Below are 17,583 nucleotides of genomic sequence, written 5' to 3'. Positions count from 1 at the left end.
GAATGCGAAGGGTTCTCTTGCTTGCTGCGGCCTGCGGCGCTCAGGCAGGCGATGAGGCCGCGGAGGCCGTGTTGCCGCCCGAGGGTGCGACAGCGATGGCAAATGATAGCGACACTTGTGCACCGGCCACTGTGCCATCGACCATGCGATTGGACAGGTCGACGCGTGCACCATGTTCGTCGGCAATCTTCTTGACCACGGCCAGGCCCAGGCCCGTGCCCTTGCTCTTGGTCGTCACGTAGGGCTCGAAGGCACGCTGGAGGATGTTCTCCGCGAAGCCGTGGCCACCGTCCTGCACCACGAGGCGCACCCGCTGGCCCGAATCGGCGAGCCGCGTGCGGATGAGCACAGGCGACTCGCCCTGCGCCGCCTCGGTGGCATCCTGCGCGTTCTGGAGCAGGTTGTGGATCACCTGCCGCAACTGCTGCGCATCGCCGCGGATGGGCGGACAGCGGGGATCCAGCTCCGTCTGCACCGGCACGCCGGCATGTTCGGCGGCGTACAGGTGCAGCACGTCGGTCACCAGGGCATTGAGGTCCAGCGGCTTGAGTTCGGCGGCGGGCAGCCGCGCATAGTCGCGGAATTCGTTCACCAGCCGCTTCATCGCGTCGACCTGCTCGACGATGGTCCTCACGGACTTGTGCAGCACCGCCGCTTCGGGGGGCGCGACCTTGCCGGTGAGCTTGAGTTCGAGCCGCTCGGCCGACAGCTGGATGGGCGTGAGCGGGTTCTTGATCTCGTGCGCCAGCCGGCGTGCCACCTCGCCCCAGGCCTGGCTGCGCTGCGCCGAGACGATCTCGGAGATGTCGTCGAACACCAGCAGGCGGGCCGCTCCCGGCAGCTGTGCGCCGCGGGCCACGATGTTGACGGCATTGCGCTCCACACCCGTGCCCATGGCGTGCAGCTCGTAGGCATGCTGCCAGTGGTCGAGGCCATGCTGGCGCGCATCGGCTTCGAGCTCATCGAACTGGCGCTGCACGGCCAGCCCGAATTCGGCCAGGCCCGGCACCTCCGCCAGCGGGCGCCCTTCGTACGCCGCGAGCGGCGCCCGCAGCACGCGGGTGGCGCCCGGGTTGGTCGACAGCACCGTGCCGGCCACGTCCAGCACGATGACGCCCGACGTGAGGTTGTCGAGGATGGTCTGCAGATTGGCACGGGCCGCGTCGAGCTGCTTCATGCTCTGCTCGACGGCCGCGCGCGCCTCGGCCAGCTGCTGCGTCATCTCGGCGAAGGAGCGGGTGAGGCCGCCCAGCTCGTCGCGTGCACGCGAGACCTGGGTCGGCCGCAGGTCGCCGGCGGCCACCTGGCGCACGCCCTCGGCCAGCACCAGCAACGGCCGGGCCAGCTGGTTGCCGAAGAGCACCGCGAGCAGCACGGCCCCGAAGACGGCCAGGAACAGGCACAGCGTGAGGGTGCCGATGTACATGCGGCGCAGGCCGTCGCGGGCCAGGGCGCGCTCCTGGTACTCGCGGTTGGCCTCCTGCACCGCCAGAGCGTTGGCGACGATGGCCGGCGGCAGCGGCTGGACGATCTGCAGAAAGCGCGGCTCGTTCAGCTCGAAGCCGGGTCGTGGCACCAGGGCCATGGCCTTGACCACCGCCCGCGAGGATGCCGCCGATGCCGTCGCAGCCGCCTCGGCGGTCTCGTCGAGCCCTTCGATGCGCGCCGTGGCGCGGTCGGCGCGCACCTGCCGCAACTGCTGCGGGCTGGGCCGCTCGGGACTCAGTTCGAAGCGCAGCGACCCCGCGCTGGCCACCAGTTGACCGGTGGAGGACCACACCTGCACGCTGTTGGCGCCCAGTTGCTCGCGCAGCCGGTCCAGCGCAACGGGCAATGCCGTCTCGGGCGTGTTGGCCAGCTGGTTGCCCGCGGTACGGGCCTTGGCCGCCAGGTCGTCCGACAGGGAATCGAGCGTAGCCCGGCCGAGGTTGAGGCCTGCATCGAGTGCGCCCTCGACCTTCACGTCGAACCAGCTCTCGATGGAGCGGGCGACGAACTGGTAGGAGACGGCATACACCAGGATGCCGGGCACCACCCCGACGAGCGCGAAGATCGCCGCGAGCTTGATCAGCAGGCGGCTGCCGAACTTGCCCTGACGGAGCCGGCGCGTCAGGCGGAAGCCCACCCACACCAGCACCAGCATGAGCAGCGAGGCCACGACCACGTTGACGGCAAAGAGCCGCGCATAGTTCTGCTCGTAGAGGGCACGGTTGTTGGTGGACTGGGCCAACAGGAACATCAGCACCAGGCCCAGCGCCGTGATGGCGGCCGCTCCCACCCCCACGCCCCATCGTCGCGCGCGCGAGCGCCGGCGCGGTGGATTGCCCAGGCCGCCAGGCTGCGTCTGCGTCATCGCGCCGGCTCCAGCGGCAGCCGCGTGCTGCGCTCCACCGACACGTTCCACTCGGACTGGCCCACCAGCCCGATCTGGAAGGGCCGGGGCAGTTGGGAGGTGTCGAGCCGGAAGCGGAACACCACCGGGTGCGAGCCCCCCTCGCCGATCTCGCCGGCATCCGCCAGACGCAGGCGGCCGATGCGGCGCACCGCGTCCAGGGCTTCGTCCAGGGTGTCGAAATGCTGTCCGAGCACGACGCTCGACGCGAGCGGCGTGATGGGCGTGGGCGACACATTGAGGCGCCAGCGGCGCATCAGCGGCTGATACGCGAGCCGCATGTAGCGGGTGGCCTGCCCGATGCGCTGGTCGGTCCAGTACCAGCGTTCGCGGAAGAGCTCGGCCTCGGCCACGAAATGCAGGGCGATGCCCTTGTCCAGCACGTCGGACACCGCCGCCGGCAATTCGAAGCGCACCGCGGCGCTCAGGTAGATGCCGTCGTCGGTCGCCTCGAGACGCAGTTGCGTGAGCTCGGCGCGCGTCTGCTGGGCGAAGGCAGGCATGACGGCGAGCATGCCCGCCCCGAGCACGCCCGCCAGGAGCTGCCGCCGCCCCGGCTCAGGAGGCGTGCTTTTCAAGCAGGGCGTAGAAGAATCCGTCGTGCTCACCCAATGCATTGTCCGGGAGGCCACGGGGGCCGGCACCACCTTGGGGCAGCAAATGGCCGGGGGACGGCAGCAGGCGGGCGTTGGTGTTGTGTGCAAGAAACGCGTCGATCTGGCGCGAGCCTTCCTCACGGAACACCGAACAGGTGCAATACAGCAGCCGGCCGCCGCCACGCACCAGCGGCCACAGCGCCGCCAGCAACATCGCCTGCTGCAGTGCCAATTGCTCCACGTCGCTCTCGCGCCGCAGCCAGCGCACATCGGGATGGCGGCGCACGATGCCCGAGGCCGTGCAGGGGGCATCGAGCAGGATGCCGTCGTAGGGTTGTCCGTCCCACCAGCTTTCGGGACGGGCCGCATCGGCCACCCGGACATCGGCCTGCAGGCCCAGGCGGGCCAGGTTCTCGTCGATGCGCCGGGCGCGTTGCGGATCGATCTCCAGCGCCGTGACCTGGACCGGCACGGCGGCGGCACGTTCGAGCAGATGCGCCGTCTTGCCTCCGGGCGCGGCGCAGGCATCGAGCACCTGCAGCGCCGGACCGGCCGGTTTGAGGCCTTCGAGCAGCAGCGGCGCGGCCAGTTGGGCCGCCGCGTCCTGCACCGAGAACTCGCCGGCCTCGAAGCCGGGCAGTTGCTGGACGGGGCGCGCCTCGCGCAGCTCCAGCCCCTGCTCCGCGACCTTGCGGGCCGGCAGTTGCAGGGCCGCCAAAGCGGGCAGGTAGCGGGCGACCGAGGTCCTGCGTGCATTGATGCGCAGCGTCAGGGGCGCCGGGCCGTTGTCGGCCATGAGCACGCGCTGCCAGGCCTGGGGATGGTCGCGGCGCAGCCGCTCGATCCACCAACGGGGATGGTTCCACTGGGCCACGGGCTCCCGCTCGGTGGCGGCGACCAGTTCGTCCCGCTCGCGCAGGAAGCGGCGAAGGCAGGCATTGATGAAGCTGGCCTGCGCGCGGGTGTGAGGCTGGCGCTTGGCGGCTTCGACGGTCTGGTCGACCAGCGTGAAAGGCTCGTAAGGCGCACGCTCCGGGTCCCACGCCAGGGCCAGCGCCGTGCACAGCAGGGCGTCCGCGGCCGGCGGCGGGGTGCGCTTGGCCAAGTGGCGCCGCAGCGCCTCGCCACGGCCCAGCCAGCGCATGGTCTGGAAGGCGATCGCCTGCACGCCGGGGCGCAGGCCAAGCTCGACCTCGTCGAGCGCAGCCGTGCCGGACGTGCCGCCACGGACGGCCGCGAGTACGCCGGCCACCAGCTGGAGCTGGCGCCACAGCGGAGGCCCGAGAGGGGCGGAAGGGGAAATGGGATCTCCGACGGACATCGGTGTGGGACAGGAAGACGGCGATGGTAATGGGTGCCCGTGCACCGCCCCGGCAGCGCTACGGCGAAAGACGGCGGCGGCCTGCGCCCGAGACGGATCAGGCCAGCGGTGCCGCCACCTTGAAGCGGGCCAGCCAGGCCACCAGGATGGCGGGGAACTGGCGGACCGCCGCGTTGTACTGCGTCACCGCGGCATTGAACTGGGTCTGCGCCACTTCGACATGGGTGGGCGGCAGCGGCCATGCCGTGCCGGCAAGCAAATCGCCGGCCAGCAGGGCCGGCAGGGCCTGACCCGCGGCCTGGGCATGCTGGTGCCAGGCCGCCGCCCAGGCCCGCACGGCAGTCGCCAGCGCGGCCATGGTGGGGGCATGCAGCGGCCGGAGCCGGGCCGCACCCAGCGAGGTCGCCAGCTGTCCGCAGGCGCCACGCAGCGTGGCGTCCAGGCCCCGCTGGATTTCGTCGGCAGACACCGGCGCCTGGGCGAGGAGTGCCTGCACATGCTGCACCTGCGCCGTCAGCGCGGCATCGAGCTGCGCATAGGCCTGAACGACCGTCGAACGCAGGCGCACGAGCCGGTTGTGGGCACCGACGTACCAGAACACGCCGATGGCGATCACGCTCCAACTGGTCAGCGAACTGGCCCAGCCGTTCATGGCGAACCCCCGGCGGTCGGTGAATGAAGAAACGCCCTCGCGCCGATGAGGGCGGGAGGGCGTCGGGACGCGATCATGGAAGCGATGCGGTCGTCTTGCGCGGCAGGCGCATGGCCCTGCAGGGCCATGCGCGTCACGGCTTATTCGCCAGCCGGGGCTTCGCCCGCGTCGGCCGTGGCGTCGGCCGATTCGTCCGAAGTGGACGCGGCCAGTTCGGCGGCTTCCGCATCGGCGATGGCGCGGCGCTCGGCCTCGTCCATGGCTTCCTTGGCCTTGCGGGCCTGGTGGTACGCCAGGCCGGTGCCTGCGGGGATCAGGCGGCCGACGATGACGTTTTCCTTCAGACCACGCAGCTCGTCGCGCTTGCCCATGATGGCCGCTTCGGTCAGCACGCGCGTCGTTTCCTGGAAGGAGGCCGCGGAGATGAACGAGTCGGTGGACAGCGAGGCCTTGGTGATGCCCAGCAGCAGGTTGCTGTAGACCGCCGGGATCTTGCCTTCGCGCTGGAGACGCTCGTTGGTGTTGAGGATCTCCGAACGCTCGACCTGCTCGCCCTGGATGTAGCCGGACTCGCCGGCGTTCTCGACCACGACGCGGCGCAGCATCTGGCGAACGATCACCTCGATGTGCTTGTCGTTGATCTTTACGCCCTGCAGGCGGTACACGTCCTGGACCTCGTCCACGATGTAGCGGGCCAGCTCTTCGGAACCCAGCAGGCGCAGGATGTCCTGCGGATCGGCAGGGCCGTCGACCACGACTTCGCCCTTGTTCACCACCTGGCCTTCGTGCACCAGGATGTTCTTCTCCTTGGGCACGAGCTCTTCCCAGACCTTGCCTTCGGGATCGGTGATCTGCAGGCGGATCTTGCCCTTGGTCTCCTTGCCGAAGGAAATGGTGCCGGTCATCTCGGCCAGCAGGCCCTTGTCCTTGGGCGAGCGGGCTTCGAACAGCTCGGCCACGCGGGGCAGACCACCCGTGATGTCACGGGTCTTCTGGCCTTCGACCGGGATGCGGGCCAGCACTTCGCCGGGGCCCACGTCCTGGCCGTCGCGCACCTGGATCAGCGCGCCCACCTGGAAGCCGATGGCCACCGAGTGGTCGGTGCCCGGGATCTTGACTTCCTGGCCCTGCGCGTCGAGCAGCTTGACCAGCGGACGCACCACCTTGGCGGCGCCGCGGCGCTTCGGATCGATCACCACCAGCGTGGACAGGCCGGTCACTTCGTCGACCTGCTTGGCCACGGTGACGCCCTCTTCCACGTTCTCGAACTTCGTCTGGCCGGCGAATTCCGTGATGATGGGTCGGGTCAGCGGATCCCAGTTGGCCAGGATCGTGCCGGCCTTGATCTGCTGGTCGGCCTTGATCGTCAGCGTCGCGCCATACGGCACCTTGTGGCGCTCGCGCTCGCGGCCGTGCTCGTCCTGGATGATGATCTCGCCCGAACGGGCAATCACCACCAGCTCGCCCTTGGAGTTGGTCACGTAGCGCATCGTGGCGTTGAAGCCGATGATGCCGTTCGACTTGGCTTCCACGCTCGAGGCGATGGCGGCGCGCGAGGCGGCACCGCCGATGTGGAAGGTCCGCATCGTCAGCTGCGTGCCGGGCTCGCCGATCGACTGGGCGGCGATCACGCCGACCGCTTCGCCGATGTTCACCAGACCACCGCGGCCCAGGTCGCGGCCGTAGCACTTGGCGCACAGGCCGTAGCGGGTGGCGCAGGTCAGCGCGGTGCGCACCTTCACCTCGTCCACGCCGGCGGCTTCGAGCACCTCGATGACGTCCTCGTCCAGCATCTCGCCGGCCTTGACCAGCACGCTGCGGTTTTCGGGATGCAGCACGTCGTCGGCCGTGGTGCGGCCGAGGATTCGGTCGCGCAGCGACTCGATCACTTCGCCGCCTTCCACGATGGCGCGCATCGCGGTGCCGTCGCTGGTGCCGCAATCCGGATCGGTCACGACCAGATCCTGCGTCACGTCCACCAGACGGCGGGTCAGGTAACCCGAGTTGGCCGTCTTCAGGGCCGTATCGGCCAGACCCTTACGGGCACCGTGCGTGGAGATGAAGTACTCCAGCACGTTCAGGCCTTCGCGGAAGTTGGCCGTGATGGGCGTCTCGATGATCGAGCCGTCCGGCTTGGCCATCAGGCCCCGCATGCCGGCCACCTGGCGGATCTGGGCGGCGGAACCCCGCGCGCCCGAATCGGCCATCATGTAGATGGAGTTGAAGGACTCCTGGTCCACTTCCTTGCCGTGGCGGTCGGTGACCTTCTGCTTGGACAGCTGGGCCATCATCACCTTGGATACGGCGTCACCCGCGCGGCCCCAGATGTCCACGACCTTGTTGTAGCGCTCGCCGGCCGTGACCAGACCCGAGACGTACTGCTGCTCGATCTCCTTCACCTCGCGCGAAGCGTCGTCGATGATTTTTTCCTTCTCCGGCGGCACCAGCATGTCGTCGATGGCGATCGAGATGCCGGCCTTCGTCGCGAGGCGGAAGCCGTTCTGCAGCAGCTTGTCGGCGAAGACCACCGTCTCCTTCAGGCCGCAGCGGCGGAAGGAGGCGTTGATCAGCTTGGAGATCTCCTTCTTCTTCAGCGCCTTGTTGATGTTGCTGAAGGGCAGGCCCTTGGGCAGGATCTCCGACAGCAGCGCGCGGCCGACGGTCGTGTCCACCAGGGAGGTCGAGGGCTCGAACTCGTTGGTGTCCTTGTTCTTGTTCCACTCGGTGATGCGCACCGCCACCTTGGCGGTGAGCTCGACCTGGCCGGCGTCCAGCGCGCGCTGCACTTCACCGATGTCGGAGAAGATCAGGCCCTCGCCCTTGCCGTTGATGCGGTCGCGGGTGGTGTAGTACAGGCCCAGCACCACGTCCTGCGACGGCACGATGGAGGGCTCGCCCGAGGCCGGGAACAGCACGTTGTTGGAGGCCAGCATCAGCGTGCGCGCTTCCACCTGCGCCTCGACCGACAGCGGCACGTGGACGGCCATCTGGTCGCCGTCGAAGTCGGCGTTGAAGGCGGCGCAGACCAGCGGGTGCAGCTGGATGGCCTTGCCTTCGATCAGGATCGGCTCGAAGGCCTGGATGCCCAGGCGGTGCAGCGTGGGGGCGCGGTTCAGCAGGACAGGGTGCTCCTTGATCACCTCTTCCAGGATGTCCCACACCACCGGCGTGCCGGCTTCGACTTCCTTCTTGGCCGCCTTGATCGTCGTCGCGATGCCCATGGCTTCGAGGCGCGAGAAGATGAAGGGCTTGAAGAGTTCGAGCGCCATCAGCTTCGGCAGGCCGCACTGGTGCAGCTTGAGCGTCGGGCCCACCACGATGACCGAACGGCCCGAGTAGTCGACGCGCTTGCCCAGCAGGTTCTGGCGGAAGCGGCCGCTCTTGCCCTTGATCATGTCGGCCAGCGACTTCAGGGCGCGCTTGTTCGCGCCCGTCATGGCCTTGCCGCGGCGGCCGTTGTCCAGCAGGCTGTCCACAGCCTCCTGCAGCATCCGCTTCTCGTTGCGCGCGATGATTTCCGGCGCCTTGAGCTCCAGCAGGCGGCGCAGGCGCGAGTTGCGGTTGATGACGCGGCGGTACAGATCGTTCAGGTCCGACGTGGCGAAGCGGCCACCGTCCAGCGGCACCAGCGGACGCAGGTCCGGCGGCAGCACGGGCAGCACGTCCAGCACCATCCACTCGGGCTTGATGCCCGACTTGCGGAAGGCCTCAAGCACCTTCAGGCGCTTGGAGTTCTTCTTGACCTTGACTTCGGAGCCGGTCAGGTCGCCGCGCAGGCGTTCGATCTCGGTGTCGAGCTCGATGGACTGCAGCAGGTCCTTGATGCCTTCGGCGCCCATCTTGGCGATGAACTCGTCACCGTATTCGGTGCGCTTCGCCTCGTAGTCGTCCTCGGTCATGATGCCGAACTTCTTCAGCGGGGTCATGCCGGGGTCGACGATCACATAGGCTTCGAAGTACAACACGCGCTCGATGTCGCGCAGCGTCATGTCGAGCACCAGGCCCAGACGCGACGGCAGCGACTTCAGGAACCAGATGTGCGCGCAGGGCGCTGCCAGGTCGATGTGGCCCATGCGCTCGCGGCGCACCTTGGTCTGCGTGACTTCGACGCCGCACTTCTCGCAGATGACGCCGCGGTGCTTCAGGCGCTTGTACTTGCCGCACAGGCACTCGTAGTCCTTGATGGGCCCGAAGATCTTGGCGCAGAACAGGCCGTCGCGCTCGGGCTTGAAGGTGCGGTAGTTGATGGTCTCGGGCTTCTTCACCTCACCGAAGGACCACGAACGGATCTTCTCGGGCGAAGCCATGCCGATCTTGATGGCATCGAAATGCTCATCCGGCGTGAACTGCTTGAACAGGTCGAGTAGCGATTTCATGTGACTCTTTCCCTTTCAATTACGAGCGCTCGAGCTCGATGTCGAGACCCAGCGAGCGGATTTCCTTGACCAGCACGTTGAACGATTCCGGCATGCCGGCCTCGATGGCGTGTTCGCCCTTGACGATGTTCTCGTAGACCTTGGTACGGCCCTGGACGTCGTCGGACTTGACGGTGAGCATTTCCTGCAGCACGTAGGAGGCGCCATAGGCTTCCAGCGCCCACACTTCCATTTCACCGAAGCGCTGGCCGCCGAACTGGGCCTTGCCGCCCAGCGGCTGCTGCGTGACGAGCGAGTACGGACCCGTGGAGCGGGCGTGCATCTTGTCGTCGACCAAGTGGTGCAGCTTCAGGAAGTGCATGTAGCCGACGGTCACGGGGCGGTCGAAGCGATCGCCGGTGCGGCCGTCGTAGAGGTAGGCCTGGGTACGGCTGTCGGTCAGGCCCTTGAGCTTGGCGATGTCGTCCGGGAAGGCCAGCTTCAGCATCGCGCGGATGTCCTCTTCGGTCGCGCCGTCGAACACCGGGGTGGCGAAGGACACACCGTTTTGCAGGTTGTGCGCCATCTCCACGATGTCGGTGTCGCTCAGGGCGTCCAGGTTCTCCTTGCGGCCGGTGCTGTTGTAGAACTGCTCCAGGAACTGGCGCAGTTCGGCCACCTTGGCCTGCGTCTGCAGCAGGTCGCCGATACGCTGGCCGATACCCTTGCCGGCCCAGCCCAGGTGCACTTCCAGCACCTGACCCACGTTCATCCGCGAGGGCACGCCAAGCGGGTTCAGGCAGATGTCGCACGGCGTGCCGTCGGCCATGTGAGGCATGTCCTCGACCGGGACGATCTTCGACACCACACCCTTGTTGCCGTGGCGGCCGGCCATCTTGTCGCCAGGCTGCAGGCGGCGCTTGACGGCCAGGTACACCTTGACCATCTTGAGCACGCCCGCGGGCAGCTCGTCGCCCTGCGTGAGCTTCTTGCGCTTCTCTTCGAAGGCCAGGTCGAAGCTGTGGCGGGTCTGCTCCAGCGAGTTCTTGATCGACTCCAGCTGCATGGCGACCTCGTCCTCGGCGGGACGGATGTCGAACCAGTGGAACTTCTCGACCGACGACAGGTAGGCCTTGTCCAGCTTGGTGCCCTTGGCCAGCTTGTTCGGGCCGCCGTTGGCGACACGGCCGGTCAGCAGCTTCTCGATCCGGTCGAAGGCATCGGCCTCGACGATGCGCAGCTGGTCGTTCAGGTCCAGGCGGAAGCGCTTGAGTTCGTCGTCGATGATCTGCTGGGCGCGCTTGTCGCGCTGGATGCCTTCACGGGTGAAGACCTGCACGTCGATGACGGTGCCCGAGGAGCCCTGGTCCACGCGCAGCGAGGTGTCCTTCACGTCGGAGGCCTTCTCGCCGAAGATGGCACGCAGGAGCTTCTCTTCCGGCGTCAGCGTGGTCTCGCCCTTGGGCGTGACCTTGCCCACCAGCACGTCGCCGGGGGTGACTTCGGCACCCACATAGATGATGCCGGACTCGTCCAGGCGGTTGAGCTGCTGCTCGGCCAGGTTCGGGATGTCGCGGGTGATTTCCTCGGCGCCCAGCTTGGTGTCGCGGGCCATGACCACCAGTTCCTCGATGTGGATCGAGGTGTAGCGGTCGTCGGCGACCACGCGTTCGGAGATCAGGATCGAGTCTTCGAAGTTGTAGCCGTTCCACGGCATGAAGCCGATCAGCATGTTCTGGCCCAGGGCCAGTTCACCCAGGTCGGTGGAGGCACCGTCGGCCACCACGTCGCCCTTGGCCAGCTTGTCGCCGCGCTTGACGATGGGACGCTGGTGGATGTTGGTGTTCTGGTTGGAACGCTGGTACTTGATGAGGTTGTAGATGTCCACACCCACCTCGCCGGCCTGCGCTTCGTCGTCGTTGACGCGCACCACGATGCGGGTCGCGTCCACGTAATCGACGATGCCGCCGCGCGTAGCCGTCACCACGGTGCCCGAGTCCACGGCCGAGACGCGCTCGATGCCGGTGCCCACGAAGGGCTTCTCGGGACGCAGCACGGGCACGGCCTGGCGCTGCATGTTGGCGCCCATCAGTGCGCGGTTCGCGTCATCGTGCTCCAGGAAGGGCACCAGCGAGGCGGCCACCGACACGATCTGCGCCGGCGACACGTCCATGTACTGGATGCGGTCGGCGCCGACCAGGATCGACTCGCCCTTCTCGCGGGCCGACACCAAGTCGCCGGTCAGGCGGCCTTCGTCGTCCAGCGCGGCATTGGCCTGGGCGATGACGTACTTGCCTTCCTCGATGGCCGACAGGTAGTCGATGTCCATCGTGACCTTGCCGTCCACCACGCGGCGGTACGGCGTCTCGATGAAGCCGTACTCGTTCAGGCGGGCGTACAGGGCCAGCGAGTTGATCAGTCCGATGTTCGGGCCTTCCGGCGTCTCGATCGGGCACACGCGGCCGTAGTGCGTGACGTGCACGTCGCGCACTTCGAAGCCGGCGCGCTCGCGCGTCAGACCACCCGGGCCCAGGGCCGAGACGCGGCGCTTGTGCGTGATCTCGGACAGCGGGTTGGTCTGGTCCATGAACTGCGACAGCTGCGAGGCGCCGAAGAATTCCTTCAGGGCGGCCGAGATCGGCTTGCTGTTGATCAGGTCATGCGGCATGAGCGGCTCTTGCTCGGCCTGGCCCAGACGCTCCTTGACGGCCTTCTCGATGCGGGCGAGACCGGTGCGGTACTGGTTCTCGGCCAGTTCGCCCACGCAACGCACGCGACGATTGCCCAGGTGGTCGATGTCGTCGACTTCGCCGCGGCCGTTGCGCAGGTCGACCAGGATCTTGACCACGGCCAGGATGTCCTCGTTGGTCAGGACCATCGGGCCCGTGGACTCGTCGCGGCCGATCTTGGCATTGAACTTCATCCGGCCCACGCGCGACAGGTCGTAGGTGTCCGGGTTGTAGAACAGGCGCTGGAACAGGGCCTGCACGGCGTCTTCCGTCGGCGGCTCGCCGGGGCGCATCATGCGGTAGATCGCGACGCGGGCGGCGAACTCGTCGGCCGTCTCGTCGATGCGCAGGGTCTGGCTGATGTAGGCGCCCTGGTCCAGCTCATTCGTGTAGATGCACTGGATCTCCTGCACACCGGCGGTGCGCAGCTTCTTGAGCACGGTCTCGGTCAGCTCGTCGTTGGCCTTGGCCAGCACCTCGCCCGTGTCGGGGTCGATGATGTTGCGGGCCAGCACGCGGCCGACCAGGAAGTCTTCCGGCACGCTGATGTGCGTGGTGCCCGATTGCTCCAGCTCGCGGGTGTGGCGGGCCGTGACGCGCTTGTCCTTGGCCACGACCACCTTGCCGGCCTTGTCGGTGATGTCGAAGCGTGCGACTTCGCCGCGCAGCCGCTCGGAGACGAACTCCATCTGGCCGCCGCTGTCCATCAGGCGGAAGTTGTCGTTGACGAAGAAGTTCGCCAGGATCGATTCCGGGTTCAGGCCGATGGCCTTCAGCAGGATCGTGACCGGCATCTTGCGGCGGCGGTCGACGCGGAAGTACAGGATGTCCTTCGGGTCGAACTCGAAGTCCAGCCAGGAGCCGCGGTAGGGGATCACGCGGGCCGAGAACAGCAGCTTGCCCGAGCTGTGCGTCTTGCCCTTGTCATGCTCGAAGAACACACCGGGGGAGCGGTGCAGCTGCGACACGATCACGCGTTCGGTGCCGTTGATGATGAAGGAGCCCTTGTCGGTCATCAGGGGCACTTCGCCCATGTAGACCTCTTGTTCCTTCACTTCCTTGACGACCTTGGACTGCGAGGTCGAGGACTCGCGGTCGTAGATGATCAGCTGCACCTTGGCGCGCACGGCCGAGGCGAAGGTCAAACCCCGGGTCTGGCACTCGCGCACGTCGAAGGCGGGCTTCGCCAAGTTGTACTCCAGGAACTTCATCTCCACAAAACCGTTGTGGGAGACGATCGGGAAGGCGGCGTTGAAGGCGGCTTGCAGGCCTTCGTCGCTGCGTTTCTGGGGCGCCGAGGCGGCTTGCAGGAAGGCGGTGTAGGCGTCCTTCTGCATCTGCAGAAGGTAGGGAATCTGGACGACGCTGTCGCGGTTGCCGAAGCTTTTGCGGATTCGCTTGCGTTCGGTATAACTGTAGGTCGATGCTTGGGCCATGAGAGCTCCGGGGCTTGAGATCATCAGCGACTAGGGTCAGCAACGCGCGGGCGTTCCTGCTTGGCGGCTGGCCACTACCAGCCGATGGCGGACGGCGATGCGTTGCACATCGCCCGAACCAAGAGTCCTTCTGCAGTCGGGGTCAGAAGACACTCGAAAGCCACCGCATCGATGCGGCTTTCGGGTGCGCTCTGAAAGCGGCAAAGGCTGGAAGGCCCGCGAGGGCACTTCCAGCCTCCAGAGGGGCCTGAATTACTTCAGTTCCACCTTGGCGCCGGCTTCTTCCAGCTTCTTCTTGGCGGCTTCGGCGTCGGCCTTGGCCAGGCCTTCCTTCACGGCCTTGGGAGCGGCTTCCACCAGGTCCTTGGCTTCCTTCAGGCCCAGGCCGGTGATTTCGCGCACGGCCTTGATGACCGACACCTTGTTCGCGCCGGCTTCGGTCAGCACGACGTTGAACTCGGTCTTCTCTTCGGCGGCCGGAGCGGCAGCGGCGCCACCAGCAGCCGGAGCGGCCATTGCAGCGGCGCTCACGCCGAACTTCTCTTCGATGGCCTTGACCAGGTCGTTGAGCTCGAGGACCGTCATGCTGTCCAGAGCGGTCAGGAATGCGTCTTTATCGAATGCCATGTTGATTTCCTAAAACAGATTGGGTTGATTGCCGCGCGATCAATGGATCAGGCCGCGGCGGCCTCGGCTGCAGGCTCTTCTGCAGCGCCTTCGCCACGCTTGGCCGCCAGGGCACCCAGCACCACGGCGGTGCGGGAGATCGGCGACATCAGCAAGCCGCACAGCTGGGCCAGCAGCACTTCCTTGGTAGGAATGTTGGCCAGTTGCTTCACGCCTTCCACATCCAGGGCCTTGCCCCCGAAAGCGCCACCGCGAATCACCAACTTGTCGTTGGTCTTCGCGAAGTCGGCCACCACCTTGGCGGCAGCGACGGCGTCTTCGGAGAAGCCATAGATCAGCGGACCGGTCATCTGGTCGCCGACGACTTCGAATGCGCTGCCAGCCACGGCACGGCGGGCCAGCGTGTTCTTCAGAACACTCAGGCTCACACCCTTGTCGCGGGCTGCGTTGCGCAGACGGGTCATGTCGGCCACCGTGATGCCACGGTACTCCGCCAGGACGAGCGTTTGAGCTTTAGCGGCGAGGCCGGTCACTTCAGCAATGACCGCTTCTTTCTCACTGCGATTCAGACTCAAGGTCTACTCCTTTTCAATGTCGCCCGGTTGCCCGGACGACGCCTTCATGCAGCGACCAACTGTTTCGGAACCGGAATTCCTTGCAGTGGGATCGCCATCTGCGCTGGCCGACCTTCGGTCGATTAAGGCGGCGGGGTTCGCACCCCGACCGCCGCCAGCGGTCTTGGATGGCCCGGAGCCCCTTCCTATGGGAAGAAGGCCCCGGCCCACCACATCCGCCGAGCCGTCCGAAGACGGCCCGGCAAATCACGTTCAGGCTCAGGCCTGGGCGATGGACTGCGTGTCCACGCGCACGCCCACACCCATGGTGGACGAGACGGCGACCTTGCGCAGGTACACGCCCTTGCTGGTGGCCGGCTTGGCCTTGTTCAGCGCGTCGATCAGCGCCACCAGGTTGCCCTGAAGCTTGTCGCTGTCGAAGGAGCGGCGGCCGATGGTGCCGTGGATGATGCCGGCCTTGTCGACACGGAACTGCACCTGGCCGGCCTTGGCGTTCTTCACGGCCGTGGCGACATCAGGGGTCACGGTGCCGACCTTGGGGTTCGGCATCAGGCCGCGCGGGCCAAGGATCTGACCCAGCGTACCGACCACGCGCATCGCGTCGGGGGCGGCGATCACCACGTCGAAGGGCATGTCGCCCGCCTTCACCTGGGCAGCCAGGTCGTCCATGCCGACGATGTCGGCACCAGCGGCCTTGGCTTCCTCTGCCTTGGCGCCCTGGGCGAACACGGCCACGCGCTTGGTCTTGCCGGTGCCGTTGGGCATCACGACGGCACCACGCACCACCTGGTCCGACTTCTTGGCGTCGATGCCCAACTGCACGGCCACGTCGATGGACTCATCGAACTTGGCGGTGGCATGTTCCTTCACCAGCGCCAGCGCGTCGGCCAGCGGGTACAGCTTGGTGGTCTCGACCTTGCCCTGCAGGGCCTTTGCCTTCTTGGTCAGCTTGGCCATCTCACACGCCCTCCACGTTCACGCCCATCGAGCGGGCCGAGCCGGCGATGGTGCGCACGGCGGCGTCCAGATCGGCGGCGGTCAGATCCTTCATCTTGGCCTTGGCGATCTCCTCGAGCTGAGCGCGGGTGATCTTGCCGACCTTGTCGGTATGCGGCTTGGCCGAGCCCTTGTCCAGCTTGATCGCCTTCTTGATCAGCGTGGTCGCCGGGGGCGTCTTGATGATGAAGGTGAAGCTCTTGTCCGCGAAGGCGGTGATCACCACCGGCAGCGGCAGACCGGGCTCGACGCCCTGGGTCTGGGCGTTGAACGCCTTGCAGAACTCCATGATGTTCAGGCCACGCTGACCCAGCGCGGGACCGATCGGCGGCGAGGGGTTGGCCTTGCCTGCCGGCACTTGCAGCTTGATGAAGCCGACGATTTTCTTCGCCATGCTTGACTCCTTGCGGGTGATAACGCCACGGACATTTCCGCAGCTCCCCGGGGTTGCGACTCAGGAAAAAAGCGGCCCGCCGAGTCGAAAGGCGCGGACCACCCGAAGCCGCGACCGGCGCTGCCAGCCGCGTTCTTGTCTCTGTCTCAGGTCTTCTCGACCTCGGCGAAGCCCAGTTCCACCGGCGTTGCGCGGCCGAAGATCATCACGGACACGCGCAGCTTGTTCTTTTCGTAGTTGACTTCCTCGACAGTGCCGTTGAAGTCGGTGAACGGGCCTTCCTTGACACGCACCAGTTCGCCCACCATGAACTCCACCTTGTGGCGGGGCTTCTCGGTGCCTTGCTGCATCTGGTTGACGATCTCGTCCACCTCGCGCTGCGAGATCGGCGCAGGCCGGTTCTTGGCACCGCCCACGAAGCCCGTCACCTTGCTCGTGTGCTTGACCAAGTGCCAGGTGTCGTCATCCATCACCATCTCGACCAGCACATAGCCGGGGAAGAGGCGGCGCTCCATGGTGCGCTTCTGGCCGTTCTTGACGTCCACCACCTCTTCGCTGGGCACCAGGATGCGGCCGAACTTGCCTTGCATGCCCGCGCGGTTGATGCGCTCGGTGATATTGCGCTCGACGGCCTTCTCCATGCCCGAATAGGCATGGACGACATACCAACGCAGGTCCGGATTGGCCGGCTGCGCCGGGGCGGCGGTGTCGTTGTCGACGGTGTCGTTCATTACTTTTTCCAGCCCAGCAGCAGGTCGTAGAAGAACCACTCCAGGGTCTTGTCCGTCACCCACAGGAACAGCGCCATGATCACCGCAAAGGCGAAGACGTAGGCGGTCATCTGGATGGCTTCCTTGCGCGTCGGCCACACGACCTTGCGCACTTCGCGCCAGGCGTCACGACCAAAGCCGTAAAGACGCTTTCCGCTCTCGGACACGGCGAAGACGGCCACGGCCGCAGCCATGCCCACCAGCAGCACGCCCCATTGAACCCATGCCCCCTGCCGGGCCAGCATGTAGAACGCCACCAGCGAACCCAGCAGCAGCACCACGGCTGCCGCCAGCTTGGCCTTGTCGGCGCCCGTCTGGACCGTTTCGATTTGAGTTGTGGCCATCTCGGCAAATTCCTGGCCCTGCGGCCTGTATAGACGCCTGTTCGGAAGACGCCGAAGCCCGCCGGAGCGCGGCGGGCTTGAATCTGTTCGTTTTCGCCGAATCGGAGTCGGCTGGATCCGTGCTATGAGGTTCCGAACCCATCGCCACCCACTAGGAGGTGGCAGGGGCAGTAGGAATCGAACCTACAACCTTCGGTTTTGGAGACCGACGCTCTGCCAATTGAGCTATACCCCTAAGACCTGATCAACAGGCTTCGAGACGCCACCACGACGGTGAGCGTCCCGGAACACCGAATAATTACTCGATGATCTTGGCCACGACGCCGGCACCGACGGTACGGCCGCCTTCGCGGATGGCGAAGCGCAGACCTTCTTCCATGGCGATCGGAGCGATCA

13 protein-coding genes and 1 tRNA gene are annotated in these 17,583 nt (G+C 66.6%); all 14 read right to left on the bottom strand.

The genetic code is table 11. The features are described 5' to 3' along the window. Positions 1 to 40 precede the first annotated feature (40 nt). A complete protein-coding gene (locus tag DFR41_RS06420; protein ID WP_114802072.1) occupies positions 41 to 2,353 on the bottom strand; it encodes a sensor histidine kinase in 2,313 nt (770 codons plus the stop codon). Continuing rightward, positions 2,350 to 2,895 carry a DUF4390 domain-containing protein gene (locus tag DFR41_RS06415; RefSeq protein WP_231394429.1) on the bottom strand — a complete coding sequence of 182 codons (546 nt, stop codon included), beginning with the start codon at positions 2,893 to 2,895 and terminating at the stop codon, positions 2,350 to 2,352. Before DFR41_RS06415 ends, DFR41_RS06420 begins: the two co-directional genes overlap by 4 nt. 55 nt (positions 2,896 to 2,950) lie before the next feature. Then, the gene (gene rsmB, locus DFR41_RS06410; protein WP_114802070.1) at positions 2,951 to 4,309 is read right to left on the bottom strand and encodes a 16S rRNA (cytosine(967)-C(5))-methyltransferase RsmB; all 1,359 of its coding nucleotides are present in this window, start codon (positions 4,307 to 4,309) and stop codon (positions 2,951 to 2,953) included. A 97-nt stretch (positions 4,310 to 4,406) separates the two neighbouring features. After that, complete coding sequence (locus DFR41_RS06405; RefSeq protein ID WP_114802069.1) at positions 4,407 to 4,961, bottom strand: LemA family protein; 555 nt, start codon at positions 4,959 to 4,961, stop codon at positions 4,407 to 4,409. 140 nt (positions 4,962 to 5,101) lie between these two features. Beyond that, entirely contained in the window at positions 5,102 to 9,337 is a 4,236-nt protein-coding gene (gene rpoC / locus DFR41_RS06400) for a DNA-directed RNA polymerase subunit beta' (RefSeq protein WP_017761621.1), read from the bottom strand. A gap of 19 nt (positions 9,338 to 9,356) precedes the next feature. Then, on the bottom strand, positions 9,357 to 13,481 hold the full coding sequence (rpoB, locus tag DFR41_RS06395) for a DNA-directed RNA polymerase subunit beta (RefSeq protein WP_114802068.1): 4,125 nt from the start codon (positions 13,479 to 13,481) through the stop codon (positions 9,357 to 9,359). A gap of 252 nt (positions 13,482 to 13,733) precedes the next feature. Further along, positions 13,734 to 14,108, bottom strand: coding sequence for a 50S ribosomal protein L7/L12 (rplL, locus tag DFR41_RS06390; protein WP_017762045.1), 375 nt, complete (start codon positions 14,106 to 14,108; stop codon positions 13,734 to 13,736). Positions 14,109 to 14,155: 47 nt separating this feature from the next. Beyond that, positions 14,156 to 14,683, bottom strand: a complete 528-nt coding sequence (gene rplJ, locus DFR41_RS06385; RefSeq protein WP_043118149.1) for a 50S ribosomal protein L10 — start codon at positions 14,681 to 14,683, stop codon at positions 14,156 to 14,158. 258 nt (positions 14,684 to 14,941) lie between these two features. After that, a complete protein-coding gene (gene rplA, locus DFR41_RS06380; protein WP_017762043.1) occupies positions 14,942 to 15,640 on the bottom strand; it encodes a 50S ribosomal protein L1 in 699 nt (232 codons plus the stop codon). Between the two features lies 1 nt (position 15,641). After that, positions 15,642 to 16,073 carry a 50S ribosomal protein L11 gene (gene rplK / locus DFR41_RS06375; RefSeq protein ID WP_017762042.1) on the bottom strand — a complete coding sequence of 144 codons (432 nt, stop codon included), beginning with the start codon at positions 16,071 to 16,073 and terminating at the stop codon, positions 15,642 to 15,644. 146 nt (positions 16,074 to 16,219) lie between these two features. Then, complete coding sequence (gene nusG, locus DFR41_RS06370; RefSeq protein WP_017762041.1) at positions 16,220 to 16,804, bottom strand: transcription termination/antitermination protein NusG; 585 nt, start codon at positions 16,802 to 16,804, stop codon at positions 16,220 to 16,222. Beyond that, a complete protein-coding gene (gene secE / locus DFR41_RS06365; RefSeq protein ID WP_017762040.1) occupies positions 16,804 to 17,187 on the bottom strand; it encodes a preprotein translocase subunit SecE in 384 nt (127 codons plus the stop codon). Before secE ends, nusG begins: the two co-directional genes overlap by 1 nt. A gap of 159 nt (positions 17,188 to 17,346) precedes the next feature. Continuing rightward, positions 17,347 to 17,422: transfer RNA gene (locus DFR41_RS06360), tRNA-Trp, on the bottom strand. A 63-nt stretch (positions 17,423 to 17,485) separates the two neighbouring features. Beyond that, a partial coding sequence (locus DFR41_RS06355; protein WP_078453405.1) for an EF-Tu C-terminal domain-related protein occupies positions 17,486 to 17,583 on the bottom strand: 98 nt, incomplete at its 5' end.

It is taken from the genome of Pseudacidovorax intermedius (assembly GCF_003350475.1).
GTDB classification, from domain to species: Bacteria; Pseudomonadota; Gammaproteobacteria; order Burkholderiales; family Burkholderiaceae_C; genus Xenophilus; species Xenophilus intermedius.
The sequence above is the reverse complement of the archived record's forward strand: the minus strand, read 5'-3'. Positions and strand labels throughout refer to the sequence as shown.